The sequence below is a fragment of the Qipengyuania sp. CAU 1752 genome (assembly GCF_054482615.1).
Genome location: NZ_JBTLRE010000001.1, coordinates 1,550,050 through 1,573,897 on the forward strand (window position 1 = coordinate 1,550,050; position 23,848 = coordinate 1,573,897).

Genomic DNA, 23,848 nt, shown 5'->3' on the forward strand with positions numbered 1-23,848 from the left:
AATGACTTGCACGAGTGCAACACCATCGTGGTAAATACGCCACGATGAGTCAGGAGAACAGCACGATTGAACGCAGCCCGCGCTGGTGGCGACAATTCATCGTCATCTCGCGCCGCGTCAACCTCTTCCTTTGGCTCGAATTGGCCTGCATCGCGGCATTTGCGGCGATGATGGGGTTGACCTGGTATACCTTCTCCAGCGCACCGCCTGATGGCCAGATGCTGCCGACGCGACAGGTGACTAGCCTGCTGATCGGCACATTGGTGCCGTCGATCGCTCTGCTCGTCCTTCTTGGGCGGCGGTTGGCCCTGCGCCGCGCCGCCGGCAGCACTGCGCGTCTCCACGTCCGGCTCGTGTTCCTGTTCTCACTGATCGCGGCGGTGCCAACGCTGATGGTGGCAGGTTTTGCGGCATTCCTGTTCCAGTCTGGCGTCGATTTCTGGTTTTCCTCGCAGTCGCGAGGTGTGATGGAAAACGTCAACCAGTTGGCCGAAGGCTACTACGCGCAGAACCAGGTCGGGGTGGCGCAGGAAACGCAGGCCATGGCAAGCGACATGCTGTTCCTCCTCGAAGGGAGGCAGCCAGCAGAACTCGCCAGCCAGGATTTCATCGACGACTACACTTACCAGATGCAAGCGCGCGACATCGCGGAATCAGCGATCTTGCAGGCTTTTCCCGGCGGACGGATCAATACGGCGGTCGCCATCGGCCTTGTTGAAGGCAACGATCCCCGAAAGGTAACCGCCGAAGCGCTGGAACTTTACCGCCGGGGCGAGACCCAGGCGGTCTTTGCCAGCTCCGAAAGGATCGAAGCGGTTTTTCCGATCGATCGATCGGCCGGGGTATTTCTCTACAATGCGCGCACCCCAGAATCGTCGTCGTTTGCGCAATGGGACCAGGCGCGTCAGATCGTGGATTCCTACCAGGCGCTGACGGCCAGGGCGCGCGCCCTGCAACTGCGATTCAATCTCGCCCTGTTCTTTGTCAGTCTCGCTCTGGTTGGGCTAGCGGTGTGGTTTGCACTGCGCTTTGCTGACCGGCAGGTCGAGCCGCTGACCGATCTCGTGGCAGCTGCGCGGCGTGTAGGGGCCGGCAATTTCTCGCTCCGCGTCGAAGGTCGAACCAGGGGCGACGAGATTGGCCTGCTCAACCGGGCTTTCAACCGGATGACCGCACAGATCGAGAAGCAGACCGACGCGCTGCTCAACGCCAATCACGAGCTTGCCGATCGCCGCCATTTCATCGAGACCATTCTTGAGTCCGTGACCGCAGGGGTGATCTCGACCGATGCCGACGGTCGCATCCTGCTGATGAACAGCTTCGCCAAGGATATCCTGCTGGAGAAGGACGAGCCGTCGTTGCGCGGTCGTTCGCTGGAGGAATTTGCCCCGCAGATGGCGCAACTGGCCGAAGGTAATGTGCCGAGCGGAATCATCAATTACTCCAAGGGAGCCGAACTGCTGACACTAGCGGTCAAGCAGACCCCTGCCTCAGGCGGCCATGTGATCACCTTCGAGGACATCACCCGCCAATTGCTCGACCAGCGCCAGGCAGCCTGGTCTGATGTCGCGCGACGGATTGCCCACGAAATCAAGAACCCGTTGACCCCCATCCAGCTTGCGACCGAGCGGCTCAAGCGCCGCTACCGCGACCAGATCGAAAATGATGCTGATCTGTTCGACGAACTCACTTCGACGATCGTCAGGCAGGTTGGTGCGCTACGCACCATGGTCGACGAGTTTTCGTCCTTTGCCCGCTTGCCCGAACCCGTATTTCGCGAAGAAGACGCGCTCGACCTGCTCAAGCAATCACTGTTCCTGCAGGAAGTCGCGCATCCTTCAATCGATTTCGCATTATCCCATGACGAGGATGGCCCACTGCGATTGGCCTGCGATCGCCACCAGTTCGGCCAGGCCCTGACCAATGTCCTCAAGAACGCTGCTGAAGCGGTCGAGGCTCGTGCACGTGAAGCCGGTGATGATTTCCGCGGCCGGATCGGGGTCGAACTAGAAAGCAGTGACACCGCGATCAAGATTGCCATCGAGGATAACGGGATTGGCCTGCCGCAAGATCGCGAACGGATAGTCGAACCCTACATGACGACGCGCGAGAAAGGCACGGGGCTTGGTCTCGCGATCGTCAACAAGATCGTCGAGGAGCATGGCGGCGACATGACCTTCGCTGCTGCCGAAAGCGGCGGCACCCGTGTAACCCTGAGTTTTTCCCGCAATCCCGTGCAGCCTGAAAGCAAGGCGGGCGAATGACTTGTCCCAGACCCAAGGAGATGCCGTGATGGCGCTCGATATCCTCATAGTCGATGACGAACGCGACATTCGCGACCTGGTCTCCGGCGTGCTCAGCGACGAAGGCTATGAATGCCGCACAGCCGGCGATAGTAGCAGTGCGCTTTCGCAGTTCGACGAGCGGCGTCCGAGCGTTGTCCTGCTCGACGTCTGGCTTCATGGCAGCGCGATGGACGGGCTGGAGGTTCTCGATGTCATCAAGGAGCGTGAGCCCGACATCCCCGTCATCATCTTTTCCGGCCATGGCAACATCGACACCGCCGTATCTGCCGTCGGCCGCGGGGCTATGGACTTCATCGAAAAACCTTTTGAGGCATCGCGGCTGCTGCACCTGGTGGCGAGAGCCACTGAAACCCAGCGCCTGCGGCGCGAGAATGTCCGCCTGCGCGAAGGCTTCGGCACCGGAGAGGCTTTTACCGGCAATTCCTCGGTCATCAATCAGGTCCGGGCGACCCTCAAGCGTGTCGCAAACACTGGCAGCCGGGTGTTGATCACCGGGCCTGCTGGAGCGGGCAAGGAAGTCGCTGCGCGGCTCCTCCACAGCTGGTCGCCTCGCGCCGACCATCCCTTTGTCTCGGTCAACAGCGCCCGCATCACCTCCGAGAGGTTCGAACACGAACTGTTCGGCGAAGAAGCTGCGGGCAAGCTGGTTCGGCCGGGGCTGCTGGAATTGGCCGATGGCGGAACGCTGTATCTCGACGAAGTGGCCGACATGCCGCTTTCAACGCAGGCGCGGATCCTGCGGGTCTTGACCGAGCAGAGTTTCGTGCGGGTCGGTGGCTCGCGCCAGATCGGCGTCGATGTGCGGGTCGTCTCTTCGTCCGCTCGGGATTTGCAGGAGGAGATCGATGCCAAGCACTTTCGCGAGGACCTGTTCTATCGTCTCAATGTGGTCCCGGTGACGATTCCATCGCTGGCTGAGCGGCGAGACGACATACCGGCGCTGGCCGAGCATTTCTTTACTCGGTACGCTGCCGAACAAGGCATACCCGCGCCCACGATCAGTGAAGAAGCCATGGCGGCCCTGCAAGCCTACGACTGGCCAGGAAATGTTCGCCAGCTCCGCAACGTCGTCGAACGCACGGTCATTCTTTCTCCGCGCGACCGGATGGAGGAAGTACAACCCGACATGCTGCCCAGCGAGGTGACCAGCGGAAAGCTTGGCGGGGCGACCGGAATGACCAACTTGATGGGAGTTCCGCTTCGCGAAGCCCGGGAAAGCTTCGAGCGCGAGTATCTGAGTGTGCAAATCCGGCGCTTCTCGGGTAATATCTCCAAGACGGCGAGTTTCATCGGCATGGAGCGTTCGGCACTGCACCGGAAGCTCAAGATTTTGGGTATGACCGAGCGCAAGAACGGCGAATAAGCGACGATCATTGCGCCGCATTTTGACAATCTGATTGAATCGGAGCGTCGTGGCCTCCATACTTGTTACTAGTATTGCCGGCATGTGGCGGTGGTGGTCCGCATGACCAGATCGCGGTTCCCTCTATGGGGACCGCCAATAAAAGGAGGCAGCTATGTCCGATGGTAACACCCTTTCAGCGCGTACCAAGCCAAGCGATAGCGACGGCAAGCAAGCCAAGCTGGGTAATCTGCAGGACGCGTTTCTCAACCTTCTTCGGCGCGAGAAAACTCCGGTCACGGTTTTCCTTGTCAAAGGAGTCAAGCTCCAGGGAATCGTAACCTGGTTTGATAATTTCTCGATGCTGTTGCGCCGCGATGGCCAATCGCAATTGGTCTACAAGCACGCCATCAGCACGATCATGCCAAGCCAGCAGATCGACGATGCGCAATTTGCCAGCCAGGACGGCAACAAGAAACAGCGCTTGCTACAGGATGTTTTTCTCAGCCGGGTCCGCGATGCTGAAGTCCAGGTTACAATGTTTTTGATCAACGGTGTGATGTTGCAGGGCCGGATCAGCGCCTATGACCTGTTTTGTGTCCTGCTGGAGCGGGATGGCTATGTCCAACTCGCCTACAAGCACGCCGTGTCGACCGTACAACCAGCTAGCGCGGTCGATCTGACCGACTGGGAAGAGGATGACGACGCCTGAGCTTTGATGATGACCTGATGGGCGAAGTCTCGCGCGGTGCGCGGGCTCTCGTCGTGTGCCCTGATATTCGCAAGGAAAGCTACGACCTCGATACCGAGGCGCGGCTCGAGGAGATATGTGGGCTGGCGATGGCGATCGGTATCGAGATCGCCGAGAGCTATGTGCTGCCTGTGCGTGATGTTCGACCAAACACGCTGTTCGGTTCGGGACAGGTCAAACGGATTGCTGCCGATTGCGAATTGCATGGAGCTGAACTGGTCGTCGTCGACGGCGCGCTCTCGCCAATCCAGCAACGCAATCTTGAGGATAAACTTGGACGCAAAGTTATCGACCGGACCGGTCTGATCCTTGAGATTTTCGGCGAGCGTGCTGCAACCGCCGAGGGACGACTGCAGGTCGAGCTAGCGCATCTCGACTACCAGCAAAGTCGCCTCGTGCGCAGTTGGACCCACCTTGAACGCCAACGGGGCGGCTTCGGCTTCCTTGGCGGGCCGGGCGAGACCCAGATCGAGGCTGACCGCCGGATGATCCGTCAGCGCATGGGCCGCCTGCGTCGCGAACTGGAGCAGGTTCGCAAGACCCGCAGCCTGCACCGTGACCGGCGGGGGAGGGCACCGTGGCCTGTGATCGCGCTGGTTGGCTACACCAATGCTGGCAAGTCCACCCTTTTCAATCGCCTGACCGGGGCGGATGTGATGGCCGAAGACCTGCTTTTCGCCACGCTCGACCCGACCATGCGGGCCATCACTCTGCCAGGGATCGAGAAAGCCATCCTGTCCGACACAGTCGGCTTCATCTCGGACCTGCCAACCCAGCTTGTCGCGGCGTTCCGCGCTACCCTCGAAGAGGTGACCGGGGCCGATATCATCCTGCATGTGCGCGATATAGCCAACCCTTCGAGCGGGGCTCAAAAGGCGCAGGTGCTGGAGATACTTACCGATCTGGAGGTCATCGATCGGGAGGACGGCGAAAGCACGATCCCGATCATTGAAATTTGGAACAAGTGGGACCAGCTTTCGCCAGAGCGAGCGGAGGAATTGGCTGGCGTGGCGAAGGATGCGTCGGATGTGATCCCGCTGTCGGCGACATCAGGCTGGAATGTGGATTTCTTGCAGGAACGGCTCGGTCTTGCCCTGACCGAGGCTGCCAAGACCTGCGAGTTCGTCCTGGCGGCAGGGGAGGGGCGCAAGATCGCCTGGCTCCATGCCCATGGCGAAGTATTGTCCGACGATGACGCGGGCGAGGGTGACGACGGTCCGGAGAGACGCATCGTCGTGCGGCTTAACCCGAAGGAACTAGGACAGTTCGAGACGCTTTGATATCTATTCTTCGGCCTTGACGGCTTGCCACAGTGCTTCCTGCTGGTCGAGCGAGAGACTGGCAAATCCACCTTCCGCCTTGCTCTCCATTCCACGAAAACGCCGTTCGAACTTGTCGTTCGCCGCGCGCAGGGCGTTTTCGGGGGCGATGCCGTAGGCGCGGACAAGATTGACCGCCGCGAATAGCAGGTCGCCGGCCTCTTCCTCGCGCTTGGCTTCCGGCGCCTCGGCCAATTCCTGCATTTCCTCGCGTAACTTATCTGCCGGGCCTTGCGTGTCGGGCCAGTCGAAGCCTGTGCGGGCGGCGCGTTTCTGCAGTTTGTCGGCGCGCAGAAGCGCGGGGAGGGCGCGTGCCACCCCGTCCATCGCGCTAGTCGAACCCTTGGCGTCGCGTTCGCTCGCCTTGAGTTCCTCCCATCTCCGCTCCGTCATGGTGCCGCCGCCGTCTCCGAAGATATGTGGGTGGCGAGCTTCCATCTTGTCGGAAATCGCTTTCGCCACGTCACCGAAAGAGAATTGGCCGCCTTCCTCGGCCATTCGAGAATGGAACACGACTTGCAGCAGAAGGTCGCCCAGTTCCTCGCGCAATTCATCCATTGCGCCACGCTCGATGGCATCGGCAACTTCGTATGCTTCTTCAATCGTATAGGGGGCTAAAGTGCTAAAATCTTGCGCAAGATCCCATTCACAGCCGCGATCGGGATCGCGCAATGTTGCCATGATGGAGAGCAAGCGGTCGAGTTGCGCGGTCATGTCAGTTCCCTTGCCAGATTGGCCATGAAACGTGCACCCCGTTCAAGCTGTTCGATGGCAATCCATTCGTCAGGTTGGTGAGCCTGCTCGATCGAGCCGGGGCCGCAGATTACCGAGGTGAACCCTGCGCGCTGGAACTGGCCGGCTTCAGCCGCATAGGAAACCTGCGCTGCCGGGCCATTGTCGCCAGTCAGCTTGCGGATGAAGGCTACCGCTTCTTCGTTTCCGCATGGTGTCAGGGGTGGGGCGCTGCTGCGCTGGCTCAATTGCACCCCGCATTCAGGAAAGCGCGTGGATAGCGCTTCATCCAGCGCTTCGCACCGTATGCGAAACGGTGTGATGATTTCCTCCGGATTTTCGTCGGGCGGACAGCGCAGGTCGAATACGAATCTGGCTTTTCGGGCAAGGATGTTTGCCGCTGTTCCACCATGCATCGTACCAATTGTCAGGGTCGCCTGTGGTGGTTCGAACCCGTTAGTGAGATCGGCCCGATCCTTGAGCTGGCGGGCGAGGGCAAGAAGTTCTCCCATCAATTCTGCTGCGATCATGTTGGCCGAGATGCCGTGATCGACCAAAGAACTGTGCGCCTCGTGACCTGTCACCTCGACTTCGAAAATGCTGATGCCCTTGTGCCCGACTATCGGGCGCATGCTTGTCGGCTCACCGATAATGGCCATGCGCGGTTCGGGCAGTTCAGCCCGCATCGAGTCGATCATGGCCGGAGCCCCCAGGCAGCCGACTTCTTCGTCATAACTGAAGGCCAGGTGGACCGGGCTCGCCGCGTCGCGAAACAGCGGCACATGCGCTAGCGCCAATGCGATAAAGCCCTTCATGTCAGCGACACCGCGTCCGATTAGCCTGCCGTCGCGCTCGATGACTTCCCACGGATTGCTAGTCCATGGCTGTCCATCCACCGGGACCACATCGGTGTGGCCGGAAAGGATGACACCGCCATCGCGCATCGGTCCGACGCTGGCGTAGAGATTGGCCTTGGTGCCTTCGGCGTTTTCGATCCGGCGTGACGAAACTCCATGGTCGCGCAGGAATTCTTCAACCCATCCGATCAAAGCCAAATTGCTGTTGCGCGATGTCGTGTCGAAGGCGACCAGAGTTTCGAGGATTGGACGGTAGGACAGTGGCTCAATCATGCGCGTATTCTGCATCGATTTGGTCGAGTGGGGAAGCCTAGGATCCGTGTGAGACCAACAATCACAGAATGATAATATATATTATGTTAAATCATACTAGGGTCCGAGGGAGCCCTTCTGCCTGACGTTACGCCAGTTCGAAGAAGCTGATGAAAAACACTACGGCGGCAAAGATGCAGCCCCATATCAGCACCATCCTGATGCCGGACTTCCAGTCCAGCCGATAGGATGCCAGCGCACTTGCAGCCAGGACCAGGAAGCCGGTCAAGGCAACCATCTGGACGATATCGTATTCACTCATGCTTCCACCTCAAGCCCGTCATAGCCGACGATCACGTCGTCGGGCACTTCATCGCACAAGGTCTGATAATCCATGCTCTTGTCCATGTGTGTCAGGATGAGCTTACGTGCGCGGCTACGTTGTTTGAACTCCAGCGCCATGGCGAGATTGGCGTGAGTCGGATGTGGATCTCGTCTCAGGCAGTCGCAAACGAGAATATCGACCTCGTCAAACAACTCCACCATCTCACCGGTGATTTCGCTGAAATCTGTCGCATAACCAATTGTATCTCCGCCACTTTCGAAGACGAATGCCGTGGACTCCGTCGGCCCGTGAGGCATTTGACACCAGTCCAGGCCGAAACCGGCATGAAGGCGCTGGTTCTCCAGCGTCTGCAGCGTCACGACCGTTGGATAGCCATATTCCCCGGCGAATACATAGCTGAATCGCGACTTCAGGCGACGCGCAGTTTCCGGACTGGCGAAGCCCGGAATGGGTGCCGCACGGCCATAGCGCAAGGAGCGGAGGTCATCGATGCCGTGGCAATGATCGGCATGATCATGGGTCCAGAACACACCATCGATGCTGTCGATACCATTGGATAGGAACTGCGCGCGCATATCAGTCGATGTATCGACCAGAAGTCTTTGACCTTGCTTGTTTTCTACCAATATCGAGACACGCGAGCGACGATTGCGGGGTTCCTGCGGGTCGCACTCGCCCCAATCGCCGTCGATGCGGGGTACCCCTGTCGATGTGCCGGTGCCGAGCATTATAACTTTCATGCTGAGGCCCCCTCCCCGGCTCGTGTGAACAGCGCATGGAAGTTTCGCGTAGTATCGTCCGCGAGTTTCTCGAGCGGGACCTGGCGCAATTCGGCCAGGAATGTCGCGGTGTCGCGCACGAAAGCGGGCTCGCACGGTTTGCCGCGATGCGGGACCGGAGCAAGAAATGGACTGTCGGTTTCGACCAGCAATCGATCGGCTGGCAAATCCTTTGCAATCGCCTGCAAGTCCTTGGCGTTCTTGAAAGTCACGATCCCTGAGATCGAGATCGTGAGCCCCATATCGAGGACCTTGCGGGCAAAATCGGCCGAGGCAGTGAAACAATGGATTAGGGCCGGGAAGGTGCCTCTGGTCATTTCTTCGGCGAGGATCTGCGCGGTGTCGTCCTCTGCATCGCGGGTATGTATGATGACCGGCAGCCCAGTCTGACGCGCAACTCCTATATGCATCCGGAACAGCGCCTTCTGCACCCCGCGATCGGACTTGTCATAATAATAGTCGAGCCCCGTCTCGCCGATCCCGATAACTTTGTCCTGCTCGGTTGCCGCGAGCAACCTGTCGCGTCCGAGATCTTCGTGTGCGTCCGCTTCATGCGGATGGATCCCCACGCTGGCCCATACATCGGGCTCGCGCTGCGCGGTGCCGACTACGGCGTCCCACTCGTCGATCCGCGTCGAGATATTGAGCATGCCGTGCACACCTGCTGACCGGGCCCTGTCGAGCACGGCCTGCTGATCCTCGACCAATCCCTTGTACTGCAAGTGACAGTGGCTATCGATCAGCATCAGCCGTCCTCATTCTCCGGAAGTTCAAGACGAGGGAAGAGCGGTGTCGGCTGGTCGATAGAAAATCCTTCTGAAACCAGCTGGTTGAACCACGCCTCTCCGGAAAGATGTTCGTAGTTTCGGCGGTCTGGGGGAACGCCGATCTGATCAAGCAGCGCTGCGGCTTTGGTCGGAATGACGGGCTGGATTGCGATGGCCAGGTCGTGGATGGCCAGCAACAGCGTCTGCAACGCCGCCTTCATCCGGTCTGGATCGGTCTTCTTGAGCGCCCAGGGAGCCTGCTCGTCGACATATTGGTTGCAGGCGTAGACCGCCTTCATCCACTCATCGATGCCGAAGGAAAACGCCAGTCGATCGAATTCTTGCGGTAGTGTTTCGCCGCATGCTGCCAGCACGGTTGCAAGCAGTTTCTTGTCTTCGCCCCGAGCCTCGAATTTTTCCAGCTTTCCGTCCATGTTCTTGTGAATCATGGACAAGGTCCGTTGGGCCAGATTGCCGAAACTGTTGGCGAGCTCGGCATTGGCGCGCGTGACAATCGCCTCCGGCGAATAGCTGCCGTCCTGACCGAATGCCACTTCGCGCATCAGGAAATAGCGCAAGGCATCGACCCCGAACTTATCCGCCAGCGCGAGCGGATCGGTGACATTGCCAAGCGACTTGGATTCTTTTTGCCCGCGGTTGAGAAGGAATCCATGGCCGAAAACCTGTTGCGGGACCGGGAGTCCGGCGCTCATCAGGAATGCAGGCCAGTAAATTGTATGGAAGCGGACGATGTCCTTCCCGATCAGATGCAAGCTGGCAGGCCAGAATTTGCGCCACAGCTCGGAATCGTCGGGATAGCCAAGCCCGGTAATGTAATTGGTCAGCGCATCCACCCACACATACATCACGTGGCCGGTGTCTTCGTCGCTAGCGCCCGGCACCTTGACGCCCCAGTCGAAGCTGGTGCGACTGACCGAGAGGTCGCGCAAACCCTGCTTCACGAAAGCGACCATTTCATTGCGCCGGCTCTCAGGCTCCAGAAAACCAGGTTTCTGCAGGAGGTCGAGCAAGGGCTGTTCGTATTTCGAAAGCCGGAAGAACCAGCTTTCCTCGACGGTCCACTCGACTGGCGTTCCTTGCGGGGAAAGTTTCTCCTCCCCTTCCCCGGCGACCAATTCGCTTTCGTCGTAATAGGCTTCGTCGCGAACCGAGTACCAGCCTTCGTAGCGGTCCAGGTATAGATCGCCCTTGGCCTCCATCGCTCGCCAGATAGCCTGGCTGGCACGGTGGTGATCTTCGTCTACCGTCCGGATGAAGCGATCGTAGCGCACGTCAAGTGCGTCACACATAGCCTTGAAATATCCGGACATTTCATCCGCAAGCGCGCGCGGCGCAATACCTTGCTCCTCCGCCTTGCGGGCCATCTTGAGGCCGTGTTCGTCAGTCCCGGTCTGGAACCGGACTTCGCGGCCGCGTAATCGCTGAAAACGGGCTATGACATCGGCAGCAATTGCCTCGTAGGCATGGCCGATGTGCGGGCGACCATTGGGGTAACTGATCGCGGTGGTGATATAAAAGGGTTCAGACATTGGCGCGCTCCCTATGCGGCGCAGCCGATGCGAGCAAGCTGCCGATTTCCATAGCCAGGAAGCTCGGGTCGTAATTGTAGGTCGGGGCCTGCCCGCCAAGAGCGACCAGATCCGCATGCGCATCGGCCAATGCAGCAAGGCCAGCTTCCGGGGTGCTGGCCATCTGCTCGGCCATGATTGATCGCGCGATTTCGAAGGTCGCTTGCAACCGCTCGCGGTCAGGCCGCGCGCCGATGGCGGCGGAAAGCTTCCCGCGAAGGCTGAAATCCGGGTCACCCGACGCGATGATGTCGCGCATCAGCACCGCAACGCTGGCCAGATCCTGTTCTAGAAAGGCCAGCGCGGCTCCGGGTGAGCCGCCAGCTGCTGCAATTGCAGCCTGCATGGCAACTCGATCGATTCCCGCAGATTGCCCTGCCAATATCTCTTCGATTGCAGCATCGCTCAACGGAGCGAATCGGATGATGCGGCAGCGCGAACGGATCGTGGGCAGCAGACGTGCCGGGCGATGGGTTACCAGCAGGAAGTACGTGCCCCTAGGTGGTTCTTCGAGGCTCTTTAGCAAGGCATTCGAAGCACTCTTCTCGAGATCGTCGGCAGGATCGACAATGACGGCGCGGTGTTCGCCCAAGGTGGGGCGCGTTGTGAGCCGCCGCTGCATCTGCCGGATTTGGTCGACGGTAATGTTGCGCTTGCGCTGGAAAGGCTTGCCGTCGGCGCGCTTACGCTCCTCCTTGTCATCCTTCGGCGATCGGTTGAGAATAATGATGTCCGGGTGTGCGGTTGCCTCCGGACCTCCCCCAACCAGCTTGTGCGCGGCCTCCAAGGCAAATTCGCGCTTCCACAGCCCCTGCCTTCCGGCCAGGATCCACCCGTGATGCATCCGCGGTCCGCTAAGTGCAGCGTCCCATTCCCTCCATGCCGCTTGGTGCCCCGGCCGCATCATGATTGCCCCTCGAGAAGGGGTTCGACAGCTGCCCAGACCTTGTCCTGAACCTGCTGGACCGAACCGTTGCCGTCGATGACAACGAAACCGTACTGGTCTTCTTCAGCGAGTTTCCGGAACGCTTCCGCGACACGGTTGTGATATTCAGGGCTGCGTCCGCCGATCGCATCGCTGGCACCTCCATCGCGCTGGGCGAGACGTTCGGAGATCAGCGTTGCATCGACGTCGATGAGGATAGCGAGATCGGGGCGCAAGCCATCGCTGCCGATCGCGTGCAGCGCCTGGATGCCGAGGTCGCCCACGGATCCCGCCCCGCCCTGGTAGGCCCGGCTCGAATCGACGAACCGGTCGCACACTACCCATGCGCCGCGTTCGAGCGCAGGCCGGATCAGCCGCTCGACATGGTCGGAACGCGCAGCGGCAAAAAGCAGCGCTTCGGCCCGCGCTCCCCATCCCTCTCCAGGCGGGTCAAGCAGAAGCGCCCGGATCGCTTCAGCACCGGGTGTGCCACCCGGTTCGCGAGTGAGCACGACCTCTCGCCCAGATTCACCGATTTTCTCGGCCAGCAGGCGGGCCTGGGTGGACTTTCCCGTACCTTCGCCCCCTTCTAACGCGATGAAGCATCCGCGGCTCATGCGAAAAGCCCAACGAGAGCATTTGTGATCCGCTGGAAGAAGCTGGCTTTCTCGACATCTTCTCCGGCCACCAGAGGTACGAAGGACGGAGGCATTCCCTCGACGTTGATCTGTAGCTGAGCAACTTGTTCACCCATCTTGACCGGAGCACGCAAGGGACCTTCATACCGGATAGCCAGGGTGACCGCGCTCCGTGCATCAGACGGAATAGCAACGTGTATCGGGTGTTCGGCCAGTAATGATACCGCGCGCGTGTTGCCGTCCTGGACACGTGCCTGCGCCACCTTTGTCGACGTGGGGAACAACGGCTTCACGTCGAAGGCGTCGAATCCCCACTCGATCAAGGCCCGTGCCGACTGATCGCGTATCCGCTCTTCGGACGCACCGGCCAATACCAGCAGCAGCCGACGACCGCCGCGCTCGGCAGTGCCGAGAAAAGTATAGCCGGCTTGGTTGGTATAACCGGTCTTGATGCCATCGGCCCCTTCCACGCGTCCTGTAAGCGGTTCGTGATTGTCCTGCGCCACGCCATTGGTGACCAGGCCACGATGCCCGAAATATTGGGCGAACCGGCGTGGGTGTCCAGTTACAATGGCCTTGCCGAGCCTGACCAGATCACGCGCGGTGGTGAAGGTGCGCCCTTCATCGGGCCAGCCATTTGGTGTGCCGAAACGGCTTTGCCGCATTCCGAGTGCGCGAGCATTTGCGTTCATCAGATTGACCCAATTGGCAACCGATCCGGCGGCCCCTTCCGCCAACACGATCGAACCATCATTGGCTGAAACGGTGGTGATCGCCATCAGCAACTGGTCCACGCTTGCCTCGTCCCCGGCCTTGAGAAACATGGTCGAGCCGGTGCGTTGCCATTTCTCGGCCGCGCTGTCGGAAAACACGAAAGACTGGTCCGGCGAAATCTTGCCTTGTTCGAACAGCTCGAACGCGGTGTAGGCTGTCATCACCTTGGTGACAGATGCCGGGACAAACCGCCTATCAGGAGCACGGGCATAAAGGGTCTGCCCGCTCGAAACATCGACAAGCAATGCGATCGGGATGTTGGAGTCTACCGGCGCTTCGCGCGCTGCGATTGCCGGGTGAGCGGTTCCCCACAGCACCAGCGCTGCCAATCCGAACAGATTTCCCCAGAATGACTTCACTATCGCTCCCGCCTATCGGCGGAGCCGATGGCCTATCCTGCTGAAAAGACGCGTGCGTCGCTATAACCCGCCGCCCGCACCTTGGCGAGCGCTGCCTCGGCCTGTCCACGGGTTGCGTAGGGGCCGGTGCGAACGCGGAAATACTTGCCGGATTGCATCACGAACCCGCCATCGAGGCTGCCAGCCAACCGTTCGGCACTGGCCTTGCTGGAAAATGCCGCTGCCTGAACCACGAAAGCGCCTTCTACCGCACGTCTGTCTGGGGCCGAAGCGTCAGGCACCGGGCGCGTGGCCCCGAGTAATTTCTCAGGCTGTGCGGGCTTGGAGGTCTGGGTGCCAGAGAGAGTGAAGCGCTGCACCTCGGGCGTCGGCGCGACAAGAACCGGGGTAGTCACCGGTGTTGGCTGCCCTGCCTTTGCTGGGGCTTTCGCTAGGGCCAGCGGTGGCAGGGGATATGCCCTGTTTGGCTCGCGCTGCGATTCGAAAACCGTATCAAAGGTCTTGGGTGCAGCAGCTTGAGCAGGCTGAGCTTTGATGACGTGCTGCGGGTCAGCTGAAGGCTGGGCAGCGGTTGATGCCGGCACATCGACCTGCGCATCGGCCATTGAACCGACCCGGGGACTAGTAGACCCAGCCAGGCTCGCCGCTCCCGTCGCGGGAAGCTTCTTGCGCAAAACCGCCAAGAGCGGCTCAGGTGTATCGAGACGCGCTGGAACAGCACCTCCGGAACGTAGTTGGGCGCGCTCGAATTCCTGCGGATTGACCCGCCGTACGCGGACCGGCGCTCCATTGGCGACGCCGAGTTCCGCACTTGCGCCAGCAGATAGGGCTACGAGGCGCTGCGAAGTCATCGGCCCTCGGCGTTCAACCCGCGCCAGAACGGTGCGACCGGTCTCAAGCGATGTCAGCTCGACATAGCTAGGTAGCGGCAACGTCTTGTGAGCGACGGATATGCCAGATCCACCCTCCCCGTCGAAGCTGGCATAGCCAACCGCATCATAGCTGTAGGTATCCTCGGGAGTGTAGATTTGCCCGTCAACGCTGAACGCTTCGCCGAGCACCTGCGGATAATCCGCTTCAGGTCCGGCCGTGGCACGTACACCTTCAATACCATCAGCACTGGCGAGGTCTTGCCGAGCCGTTCCGCCTGCACAGGCGGCAACCATCGCACTCAATCCGAGGGCAATTGCGGCTTTATGGACATCATTGGGCAATCTCATCGGCTAACAGCCCCACACTCATAGCGTAGTAATTGGAGCAGTTATATTCGAGGATAACTCGATAATTTGAGGTTAAGAGCCATGCGCGGGTGCCCGGTCCGTCGGGCTGGAACACCGATGTCAGCGTGTCTTCGGGCAGGTAAATCTGTGGCTGGACCCCGAGGGCCCGCCATTCACGCACGGTCTTCCATTGACTGTGCCGCTCGTGGACTCGCGGGCAGACTGGCGCGACAAGTTCAGTCCCATAGGCATCGACGTTGAAGCCGGACGGCAACGAAGCACGGACGCCCCATGGCTGTCCCGTCCGCCAGCCCGAATCCTGGAAATAGCGTGCGATAGAGGCCAGCGTATCGGCCCGATTGTAGAAGATATCAGCACGACCATCGCCATCACCGTCGGTTGCCAGGCGCAGATAGACACTTGGCAGGAACTGCGGGTTACCAAAGGCCCCTGCCCAGCTGCCAACCAGGTCGGACCGGGAATAGCCCTTGTCGGCAACCTTCATCAGCGCCACGAATTCGTCGGCGAACAATTCGCGCCGTCGTCCTTCCCACGCCAGAGTGGCGAGCGAGCGGGAGAGATCGAAATCTCCCCTGTAACTGCCGTAATTGGTTTCATGCCCCCAGATCGCCATCAGGATTTCCGCTGGCACGCCGTATTGTCCTTCGATCCGGCGATGGAGTGACCGGGTCGAGGCAAACATGTCGCGGCCCTTCGCAATGCGGGTCGGATTGACGTGGGTATCGAGATAGGGCTGCATCGCAGGGTAGCCCGTGCTGGTTGGAGTGCCCGGTTGGCCTCGATCAAGGCGGATCACCGTAGGATTGGGTGTCAGGCCAGCTGTCATCCTTTGCAGGGTAGCCTCGCTCACGCCTTCCGCCCTCGAACGCGCAATAAGCAATTGCAGATAGGCGTTGAACTCCATGTCCTGCGCGGAGACGGGGGCCATGGGCGCAGTAAGGGCAAGCGCTGAAAGCGAGAGTAGGAAATGTCTGAAAGGCATGGATATCCTTGTGTCACCTGGATGGCGAAACGCCAATGTCACTAAACGCGCTTTGCGACGAAAGGTTCGCACAGAGCGAGCGGCATGTTCTTTTACGGTCTTATCGCCCACCTTTTGAGTGCCTCGTAATCCTGACGGCAGCTTTCTGCGATAGCTTGGAACGATTGATCGAGGCTGGGCACAGATTCGGGGGGCGCGCCAAAACCGGTCGAGTCATTGACTGCGTCATACCAGTGTGTCCCCCAGATACCATCCTGCGCATGCGGCCCCCTGGACCAATGAAGCATGGAAGAATCCCACGGGATATCAAGTGCATGGCATAGTTTTGAAAGAACAGTTCGAGGATTCGTGAGAATATCAGTGCTATCGACGACGGGCGCCTGGGCTCCGGTCATCGCGCAAATCTTGTCAAAGTACTGGCGTTGCCTGGTCACACCGAGATGGTCGGCCGTGATTGCCTGGCGCTTGTTGGCATAGCTCGCTGCGACATGGACTGGATCGCGAATAAGGAAAGCGTGACGCATCTGCGGAAAATCGCCAATGCTTATTGGTCCCTCCATGTGATGTGGCATGTGCTTTTGATACCAGATCGGGCTCCCATCAGGAGCCGCGCCGCGCAGCGTACGGGCCACCGAACGCCAGTCACAGTCCATGTCGGCGATGACCTTATCAGCCATAGGTTGAGGGTCACCGGTTTGCTTGAGATACGCGCCATAAAAAGGTTCGTCGCTGACACAGGTATCGGCTCGGCTGGAGAAGCTGCGCATCATCGCGGTGGAGAGGTTGCGTGGCCCCGACCACATTGCAATCCTAATGGTTTCAGTGGCTTGCGATGACGTCACGACGCCACTTCGCTATCCATCAGTGCTTTGTAGCCAGCCTGCAATCGCTCAACCATCGGCCCCCTGCTCCGAGTTAGCTGGCGGCCGTCAACCTCTGTCACCGGGACCACTCCGGCGAAGGTGCCAGTTACGAAGGCTTCGTCCGCGCCATACACATCGGTCAACGAGAAGTTCTTCTCGAACACCGGGATGCCTTGTTCGCGGCAGATAAGGATGACATTGGCCCGGGTGATCCCGCCAAGACAGTAGTCGCCGGTCGAAGTCCACACTTCGCCCTTGCGCACGATAAAGAAATGGGTCGAGTTGCAGGTCGCGACGAAACCGTGCGGGTCCAGCATCAATGCCTCGTCGGCACCTGCCTGCGCCGCCTGGATGCAGGCGGTGATGCAGTTAAGCTTGGAATGCGAATTGAGCTTCTGGTCCTGGACGGCTGGATCCCCGCGCCGGACATGGACTGTGAAGAGGCGGATACCGCTTTCGATCGTGCTAGGCAGCGGAGCCTTGTACTCGGGAATGATCACGATCGTTGCAGGTGAGATGACGACGCGCGGATCCTGATAGGGGGTCGAGCGGATGCCTCTGGTAACCATCAGGCGCGCATGGACGCCCTCCGCCTCGCGCATGGCATTGGCGTCAATCGTTGCTTCCAACCGCTCGATCAGGGCTTCGCGATCAAGCCCGATATCCAGCGCGATGGCCTTCGCGCCTTCGAACAAGCGGTCGAGATGCGCGTCGAGGAACGCGAACTGACCCTTGTGGAGCCTCAGCCCCTCCCAGACGCCGTCGCCGAGCATGAATCCGCTGTCAAACACCGAGACAGTTGCCTCCTCTCGGGGAACCAACTCGCCATTGACGCTGATCACGATGCTCTGGTTGCGCGGGTCGGGCGCGAAGTCATGGGTGCCTTTTGCCATGATCCGATAGTAGGCCGCTGAAGCCGCGTGACAATAGCGCTTCAGGACGCTAGCCAGCCTCGCAGCGGACAGGTGGCAGAGCGGTTGAATGCACCGGTCTTGAAAACCGGCAAGGGTGCAAGCCCTTCGTGGGTTCGAATCCCACCCTGTCCGCCAACTTTTCCTTCTTCACCTGCGTTTCATGATCTGGTCCATCATGTCGCGCAGCTTGGGGTCCCATTCGCTCCGCAACTCCTTGAGCCGGGCGATCAGTTCATCGTTTTCCCACGCTGGGACATCGATGCGATAGACGTCGGCAATTTTCTCCATCGATGAGCGATCCATTTCCTCGAAAGCATCCGACATTGCCTGTGCGTTCTGACGATCGTGGCCCAGGGCCTCGAACGCAGAGCGCCCGATCCGGATGGCTCCATCATAGGTTTCGCGAATGATGTCGCGGCAGCCGAGTGCCCACAGTTTATAAACGTGGTCGCGGTCAATAGCACGGGCGATAACGTGGACATTTGGGTATGTCTGGATGACATGTTCCACCAGCCGGTCGATCTGATCTTTCTGGTCGAGCGCAACCACGATCAGCTTGGCATTGGCGATACCGGCGCTGGCCAATAGATCAGGTCTGGTGGCGTCGCCGAAATAGGCCTTGGTGTCGAATTTCTCGAGATTGGCGATGTGACGTGAATCATAGTCGATCAAGGTTGCGCGGTAGCCCGCGGCATTGAGCATGCGGTCAACAATACCGCCAACCCGCCCGCGTCCGGCGATGATGATATCGTTGTTTTCGTCGATCGCATCGGCTTCGCGCTCCTCATCCGTCTCGTAGCGCGGGACAATCACCTTTTCATAGATGATGAACAGCAGCGGGGTGATGAGCATGGAAAAGGCCACGACCAGCAGCAGGAGGCTCGCCAGCTCTGTGCCGAGCACTGCATTGCCGAGCGCGAAGGAAATCAGCACGAAGCCGAACTCCCCAGCTTGCGCCAAGCTCAGCGTAAACAGCCAGCGGTCCTGTTCGCGCAAGCTGAAGGCGCGGGCGATCAGGAACAGCACCAGCATTTTGGTGGCGAGCACAACGCCGGTCCAGAACAGCACTTCGCCAAGTTGGTGGCGGAGCTGGCCGAAATCGATCCCTGCACCCACGGTGATGAAAAACAGGCCGAGCAGCAGACTCTTGAACGGGTTGATGTCGGCCTCAAGTTCGTGCCGGAACTCGCTATTGGCGAGTACTACCCCGGCAATGAATGCGCCTAGCGCCGGTGACAGGCCAACCAGCGTCATCAGCAGCGCAATGCCGATCACGAACATCAGGGCAGCGGCAGTAAACAGCTCGCGCAGCTTGAGATCGGCGATGGTGCGGAACACGGGCCGCGTTAGATAGACGCCGATCAGGATAACGAGGCCCACCGAACCGACAGTCGCCAGGCCCGCCAGCCATGTCGGCAGATCTTCAACGAGGTTGAGACCGCCATGGCCGTGTGCACTCTCCCCGCCCTGCGCCACGGCGGCCAATTCGGGCAGTGCCAGCAGCGGCAGCAGCGCCAGCATGGGGATGACCGCGACATCCTGCACCAGCAGGACGGAGAAGCTCGCCTCGCCTCCCTGCGTGCGCATCAGGTTCTTCTCATTGAGCGTCTGCAGGACGATGGCGGTCGAGGACAGCGCAAGGATCATGCCGATGGCGAGCGCGGTCTGCCACGGATTGCCGCTGACATAGGCTATGCCGGCCAGCACAAGCGTTGTCGCCACTACTTGCGCCCCGCCAAAGCCAGCCAACCGGCGACGCATCGCCCACAATCGTTTGGGTTCAAGTTCGAGGCCGATGATGAACAGCATCATCACCACGCCGAACTCGGCGAATTGCTGCATCTGCGCGACATCGACATTGAGCACGCCGAGCAGGGGGCTCAGCGCCATGCCGGCGAGCAGATAACCGAGCACCGTGCCGAGCCCGAAGCGGGTCGCCAGCGGCACGGCCAATACCCCTGCCACCAGCAGGCTGAATGCGAGGACCAGGAATTCGCCCATCCCCGCGGCTTAGCGGGTCAGGCCGCCCGGTCAATCTTTGGCGGAACTGTCATCCTTGGGTGCTGGATTGACGACCGACCCCCTGGCGCTCTTGCTCTTGTCGACGAGCGAGCCGTCGTGCCGTTTCTCGGCCGGATAATCCTCGGCATCGACGGAGGACTGGTTCTCCAGGGCGTTGTGATCCTTGATCACGCGACTGTCGTTCTCATCGGCAGCGTCATCCTGGATCACCGGGTGGGTCTTGCGGTCATCGGTCATGGCATCATCCTTTGCCTGACCAACGCGCAGCCCTTGCTCGGCGTTCCAGAAGCCGACCGTCAGATATGCAGCGCGCGTCCATAAGCCGACAGCACGCTTTCGTGCATCATTTCGGACAGGGTCGGGTGCGGGAAGACGGTCTGCATCAGCTCGGCCTCGGTAGTTTCGAGCTGCTTGCCGACGGTATAGCCCTGGATCAACTCGGTCACCTCGGCCCCGATCATGTGCGCGCCCAGCAGTTCGCCGGTCTTGGCGTCGAACACGGTCTTGATGAAGCCTTCGGCCTCGCCCAGCGCGATGGCCTTGCCATTGCCGATGAAGGGGAAGTTGCCGACCTTCACTTCGTGCCCGGCTTCCTTGGCCTTGGCCTCGGTCATGCCGACGCTGGCGATCTGCGGGTGGCAATAGGTGCAGCCCGGGATGTTGTTACGGTCGAGCGCGTGCGGATGGACGTCCTTGTTGCCCAGTTCCTTGGCGATAGCCTCGGCGGCGGTGACACCTTCATGGCTGGCCTTGTGCGCCAGCCACGGTCCCGGCGTGCAATCGCCGATGGCCCACAGCCCCTTGGATTTGGTGCGACCATAGGGATCGATCTGGATAAAGCCGCGATCCATTTCTGCGAGCTTTTCCAAGCCGATATCTTCCGTATTGGGGACAATGCCGATGGCGACGATGCAGTGGCTAAACTGCTGTTCTGTGACCGTGCCGTCCTTGCCCTTGATCTTGGCCTTCACGCCTTTGGCATCGGATTTGATATCCTCAACACCAGCGCCGGTCATGATCGTCATGCCCTGCTTGGTCAGGCTTTTCTCGAGGAAGGTGGAGACATCCTTGTCCTCCACCGGAACCACCCGGTCGAGCATTTCGACCACGGTAACTTCCGCGCCCATATCGTTGTAAAAGCTGGCAAACTCGATTCCAATAGCGCCGCTGCCGATAACCAGAAGTTTGGTCGGCATTTCGGGCGGCGTCATGGCGGTGCGATAGGTCCACACCCGCTTGCCGTCGGCCGGGGCGAAGGGCAGGTCGCGCGCGCGCGCGCCGGTGGCGACGATGATGTGCTTGGCGGAGAGCTTTTCTTCGCCCTTCTCGCCCTTCACCGTCAGGCTGGTCGGGCCGGTCAGTCTGCCCTCGCCCATGTGCACGGCGATCTTGTTCTTCTTCATCAGGTGCGTGACGCCCTGGTTCAATTGCTTGGCGACGCCGCGGCTGCGCTTGACCACGGCCTCCAGGTCGGCCTCGATCTCTTTCGCCTTTAGGCCGTAATCGCCCGCATTCTGCATGTAGTGGAAGATCTCGGCCGAGCGCAGCAGCGCCTTGGTCGGGATGCAGCCCCAGTTGAGGCAGATGCCGCCGAGCAGTTCCCGCTCGACAATCGCGGTCTTGAGGCCAAGCTGCGAAGCGCGGATCGCGGCGACATAGCCGCCGGGTCCGGAGCCGAGAACGATGACGTCGTAACTTGCTGACATTGATCGATTACCCTCTGGAATGTCCTACAGGATGGAACACATGGAACACTGTCCTAGCGTTGAAATCGCGCCGCTGGCCGGAGCGGCGAAAAAGACGGATTTGGGTGCTGTCCTGACGGCCCTGCATGGCCGCCGCATTGGCACAGGCGCGCTGGTGTAGGACAGCGCTCACGCCGCGCCGCCCGAAGCAGATTCGGCCGCGATGCTGACCGGACGGGGCCGGTCATCATCGCCCAGCACCACGAATTTGAAAATGCCTTGCGCCACCTTGGTCGTCGCTTCGCTATTACGGGTCCGGGCGACCGCCTCGGCCGCAATGGTGAGCGAAGTGGTGCCGGTGGTGGTCACCTCGCAATAGACCGAAAGCTCGTCGCCTACCGCCATCGCACCGGGAAAGGCGAAATCGCTGGCCGAAACAACTACTGCCTTGCCCTTGCCCAATTGGCTCGCAAGCGAGCCCGCGCCCAGCGCCATCTGGCTCATCAGCCATCCGCCGAACACCCCGCCATAGGGGTTGAGATCGGTTGGCATGGCGGTGACGCGAATTTGGGGGGAGCGGTCAGGCATTAGATTTCCCAACCGTGCTAGTGCGCCATACCAGCGCTGCGATTGCACCCGACAGAAGGCCTAGGCCGCTCCAAGCGAACCACTCGAAAGGCTGCACACCAGATCGCAGGTGATGGCTCAAAACCCAGACAGTCCCAAGCGTTCCCCCGAACAGGGCCGCAATAGCTGTAAAGCCCAGACTCGAACCGTAAACATCCATGCGCCTCAAGCCAATGAAGCTCGCAACTGCAAATAGAGTGCAGCCGATGGCAGCGATCAGAATTGCCAAACCCCAAACCACGAGCATTGAACCAATGTTTCGGTCAGCGGGGTTCTCGAAGTAAGCTACTGCCCCGATAATTACCGCCAAAAGCGTCCCTGACGCCATCACAGCCATTGTGAACCTTGTGACCTTGATCGCGAAGTTCAAACCACCAGCCCCATTGGGTTTTCGCAGAGCTGCTTGAACGCCTCCATCAACTGCGCGCCGTCCGCGCCATCAATCGCGCGGTGATCGAAGCTGCCCGTGGCGCTCATAACCTTAGCGGGCACGATCTCTCCGTCCTCAACCCATGGGCGCTGCTCGCCCGCGCCGACCGCGAGGATCATCGCCTGCGGCGGGTTGATCACCGCGTCGAACTGCTTGGTGCCGAACATGCCGAGGTTGGAGAGACTGGCAGTGCCACCCTGGAATTCCTGCGGCTGCAACTTGCCTTCTTTGGCCTTGCCCGCGAGTTCCTTCATCTCGGTGCTGATCTGCGCCAGCCCCTTGCGGCCTGCATCGCGGATGATCGGCGTGATCAGGCCCGAAGGCGCGGCCACCGCGACCGAGATATCCTGCCGCGAATATTCGTACAACTCGTCGCCCTGGAAGCTGACATTGCACTTGGGCACGCGCTGCAGCGCGCGGGCCAGCGCCTTGATCAGCAGATCATTGACCGACAGCTTCACGCCGTCCGCCTCGAGGCTGGCGTTGAGTTCGCTGCGCAGCTTGAGCAGCGCGTCGAGCCGCACATCCACGGTGAGGTAGATATGCGGGATGGTCTGCTTCGCTTCGGTCAGGCGGCGCGCAATGACCTTGCGGACATTGTTGAGTTTCTGCGCTTCGTAGGGTGCATCCAGATCGCCGCCGAGCGTTGCAGGCTTGGGAGCCGGAGCCGCGCTGTCCGTCTTCGCCGGAGCCGCGCCCGGCTTGGCGTCTTCCACGTCCGCCTTGATGATCCGGCCACCCGGACCACTGCCGGTGACGCCCGAAAGGTCGAGGCCCTTCTGCTCGGCAATCCGCTTGGCCAGCGGCGATGCGATGATGCGGTCGCCGTCGGTCTTTGGTGCGGGCGTTGCTGCCGCTGCGGGTGCCGGTGTCGGCGCAGGCTTGGCGGCGCTGTCCTTGCTCTCGTCCTTCGCCTTGGCGGGGGCCGGAGCCGGAGCCGGAGCGCTGCCGCCCGATGCGCCCTTGGCGTCCTCGATATCCTCGCCTTCTTCGGCCAGGATCATGATGACTTCACCGACCTTCACGTTCTCGGTGCCTTCCTCGACGAGGATCTGCGCCACTGTGCCTTCGTCGACGGCTTCGAATTCCATCGTCGCCTTGTCGGTCTCGATCTCGGCCATCAAATCGCCGGCGCCGATCGTGTCGCCGACCTTGACGAGCCATTTGGCGAGCGTGCCCTCCTCCATCGTGGGCGAAAGGGCGGGCATCTTGATCTGGGTCGGCATGGGTCGCTGTGGATCCTTGGGCTTTGAAGGCTTGGTTGCCGCTACGCTTTGGCCAATTTGGCGCGCTGCGGCAAGGTTCTTGCCCAAAACTTGCAACGCATACGATTTCAGCGGATACCCGC

General features: G+C 60.4%; 23 protein-coding genes and 1 tRNA gene. 5 read left to right on the forward strand and 19 right to left on the reverse strand.

Annotated elements, in window-relative coordinates; translation table 11 throughout:
* Positions 1 to 44 precede the first annotated feature (44 nt).
* The 4 genes from ACXYL9_RS07575 (at position 45) to hflX (ending at position 5,679) form a co-directional block, all read left to right on the forward strand.
* Positions 45 to 2,264, forward strand: coding sequence for a sensor histidine kinase (locus tag ACXYL9_RS07575; RefSeq protein ID WP_459038973.1), 2,220 nt, complete (start codon positions 45 to 47; stop codon positions 2,262 to 2,264).
* Positions 2,265 to 2,292: 28 nt separating this feature from the next.
* Entirely contained in the window at positions 2,293 to 3,669 is a 1,377-nt protein-coding gene (gene ntrX, locus ACXYL9_RS07580; RefSeq protein WP_459039876.1) for a nitrogen assimilation response regulator NtrX, read from the forward strand.
* Positions 3,670 to 3,823: 154 nt separating this feature from the next.
* Positions 3,824 to 4,360 (forward strand): RNA chaperone Hfq, encoded by a 537-nt coding sequence (hfq, locus tag ACXYL9_RS07585; RefSeq protein WP_459038974.1) that lies wholly within the window; start codon positions 3,824 to 3,826, stop codon positions 4,358 to 4,360.
* Positions 4,361 to 4,377: 17 nt separating this feature from the next.
* Positions 4,378 to 5,679, forward strand: a complete 1,302-nt coding sequence (gene hflX, locus ACXYL9_RS07590; RefSeq protein ID WP_459038975.1) for a GTPase HflX — start codon at positions 4,378 to 4,380, stop codon at positions 5,677 to 5,679.
* Between the two features lie 3 nt (positions 5,680 to 5,682).
* Here the strand turns inward: hflX and mazG are convergent, their stop codons facing one another.
* The 13 genes from mazG to ACXYL9_RS07655 form a co-directional block, all read right to left on the reverse strand.
* A complete protein-coding gene (mazG, locus tag ACXYL9_RS07595) occupies positions 5,683 to 6,432 on the reverse strand; it encodes a nucleoside triphosphate pyrophosphohydrolase (RefSeq protein ID WP_459038976.1) in 750 nt (249 codons plus the stop codon).
* The gene (gene argE, locus ACXYL9_RS07600; RefSeq protein ID WP_459038977.1) at positions 6,429 to 7,580 is read right to left on the reverse strand and encodes an acetylornithine deacetylase; all 1,152 of its coding nucleotides are present in this window, start codon (positions 7,578 to 7,580) and stop codon (positions 6,429 to 6,431) included. Before argE ends, mazG begins: the two co-directional genes overlap by 4 nt.
* A gap of 127 nt (positions 7,581 to 7,707) precedes the next feature.
* Entirely contained in the window at positions 7,708 to 7,881 is a 174-nt protein-coding gene (locus ACXYL9_RS07605; RefSeq protein WP_459038978.1) for a hypothetical protein, read from the reverse strand.
* Positions 7,878 to 8,645 carry an MBL fold metallo-hydrolase gene (locus ACXYL9_RS07610; protein WP_459038979.1) on the reverse strand — a complete coding sequence of 256 codons (768 nt, stop codon included), beginning with the start codon at positions 8,643 to 8,645 and terminating at the stop codon, positions 7,878 to 7,880. Before ACXYL9_RS07610 ends, ACXYL9_RS07605 begins: the two co-directional genes overlap by 4 nt.
* On the reverse strand, positions 8,642 to 9,430 hold the full coding sequence (locus ACXYL9_RS07615; protein WP_459038980.1) for a TatD family hydrolase: 789 nt from the start codon (positions 9,428 to 9,430) through the stop codon (positions 8,642 to 8,644). Before ACXYL9_RS07615 ends, ACXYL9_RS07610 begins: the two co-directional genes overlap by 4 nt.
* Complete coding sequence (metG, locus tag ACXYL9_RS07620) at positions 9,430 to 11,001, reverse strand: methionine--tRNA ligase (RefSeq protein ID WP_459038981.1); 1,572 nt, start codon at positions 10,999 to 11,001, stop codon at positions 9,430 to 9,432. The genes ACXYL9_RS07615 and metG overlap by 1 nt, the downstream gene beginning before the upstream one ends.
* The gene (locus tag ACXYL9_RS07625) at positions 10,994 to 11,947 is read right to left on the reverse strand and encodes a DNA polymerase III subunit delta' (protein WP_459038982.1); all 954 of its coding nucleotides are present in this window, start codon (positions 11,945 to 11,947) and stop codon (positions 10,994 to 10,996) included. The genes metG and ACXYL9_RS07625 overlap by 8 nt, the downstream gene beginning before the upstream one ends.
* Positions 11,944 to 12,582, reverse strand: coding sequence for a dTMP kinase (gene tmk / locus ACXYL9_RS07630; protein WP_459038983.1), 639 nt, complete (start codon positions 12,580 to 12,582; stop codon positions 11,944 to 11,946). The genes ACXYL9_RS07625 and tmk overlap by 4 nt, the downstream gene beginning before the upstream one ends.
* On the reverse strand, positions 12,579 to 13,736 hold the full coding sequence (locus tag ACXYL9_RS07635; RefSeq protein WP_459038984.1) for a D-alanyl-D-alanine carboxypeptidase family protein: 1,158 nt from the start codon (positions 13,734 to 13,736) through the stop codon (positions 12,579 to 12,581). The genes tmk and ACXYL9_RS07635 overlap by 4 nt, the downstream gene beginning before the upstream one ends.
* Positions 13,737 to 13,768: 32 nt before the next feature.
* Entirely contained in the window at positions 13,769 to 14,956 is a 1,188-nt protein-coding gene (locus ACXYL9_RS07640; RefSeq protein WP_459038985.1) for a septal ring lytic transglycosylase RlpA family protein, read from the reverse strand.
* Positions 14,940 to 15,905: a lytic murein transglycosylase gene (locus ACXYL9_RS07645; protein ID WP_459038986.1), complete on the reverse strand. Its 966-nt coding sequence runs from the start codon at positions 15,903 to 15,905 to the stop codon at positions 14,940 to 14,942. The genes ACXYL9_RS07640 and ACXYL9_RS07645 overlap by 17 nt, the downstream gene beginning before the upstream one ends.
* 146 nt (positions 15,906 to 16,051) lie before the next feature.
* Complete coding sequence (locus ACXYL9_RS07650) at positions 16,052 to 16,762, reverse strand: sulfotransferase-like domain-containing protein (protein WP_459038987.1); 711 nt, start codon at positions 16,760 to 16,762, stop codon at positions 16,052 to 16,054.
* 35 nt (positions 16,763 to 16,797) lie between these two features.
* The gene (locus ACXYL9_RS07655) at positions 16,798 to 17,715 is read right to left on the reverse strand and encodes an aminotransferase class IV (protein WP_459038988.1); all 918 of its coding nucleotides are present in this window, start codon (positions 17,713 to 17,715) and stop codon (positions 16,798 to 16,800) included.
* Between the two features lie 66 nt (positions 17,716 to 17,781).
* On the opposite strand from ACXYL9_RS07655, the gene ACXYL9_RS07660 reads away from it, so the two are divergent.
* A tRNA-Ser gene (locus ACXYL9_RS07660) sits at positions 17,782 to 17,871 on the forward strand.
* A gap of 12 nt (positions 17,872 to 17,883) precedes the next feature.
* On the opposite strand, the gene ACXYL9_RS07665 is transcribed toward ACXYL9_RS07660, so the two are convergent.
* The 6 genes from ACXYL9_RS07665 to ACXYL9_RS07690 form a co-directional block, all read right to left on the reverse strand.
* A complete protein-coding gene (locus tag ACXYL9_RS07665) occupies positions 17,884 to 19,737 on the reverse strand; it encodes a cation:proton antiporter domain-containing protein (RefSeq protein ID WP_459038989.1) in 1,854 nt (617 codons plus the stop codon).
* A gap of 30 nt (positions 19,738 to 19,767) precedes the next feature.
* Positions 19,768 to 19,995 carry a hypothetical protein gene (locus ACXYL9_RS07670; RefSeq protein ID WP_459038990.1) on the reverse strand — a complete coding sequence of 76 codons (228 nt, stop codon included), beginning with the start codon at positions 19,993 to 19,995 and terminating at the stop codon, positions 19,768 to 19,770.
* A 59-nt stretch (positions 19,996 to 20,054) separates the two neighbouring features.
* Positions 20,055 to 21,464: a dihydrolipoyl dehydrogenase gene (gene lpdA, locus ACXYL9_RS07675; protein WP_459038991.1), complete on the reverse strand. Its 1,410-nt coding sequence runs from the start codon at positions 21,462 to 21,464 to the stop codon at positions 20,055 to 20,057.
* 168 nt (positions 21,465 to 21,632) lie between these two features.
* Positions 21,633 to 22,031: an acyl-CoA thioesterase gene (locus tag ACXYL9_RS07680; protein ID WP_459038992.1), complete on the reverse strand. Its 399-nt coding sequence runs from the start codon at positions 22,029 to 22,031 to the stop codon at positions 21,633 to 21,635.
* Entirely contained in the window at positions 22,024 to 22,440 is a 417-nt protein-coding gene (locus ACXYL9_RS07685; RefSeq protein WP_459038993.1) for a hypothetical protein, read from the reverse strand. The genes ACXYL9_RS07680 and ACXYL9_RS07685 overlap by 8 nt, the downstream gene beginning before the upstream one ends.
* Complete coding sequence (locus ACXYL9_RS07690) at positions 22,437 to 23,726, reverse strand: pyruvate dehydrogenase complex dihydrolipoamide acetyltransferase (RefSeq protein ID WP_459038994.1); 1,290 nt, start codon at positions 23,724 to 23,726, stop codon at positions 22,437 to 22,439. The genes ACXYL9_RS07685 and ACXYL9_RS07690 overlap by 4 nt, the downstream gene beginning before the upstream one ends.
* Positions 23,727 to 23,848 lie beyond the last annotated feature (122 nt).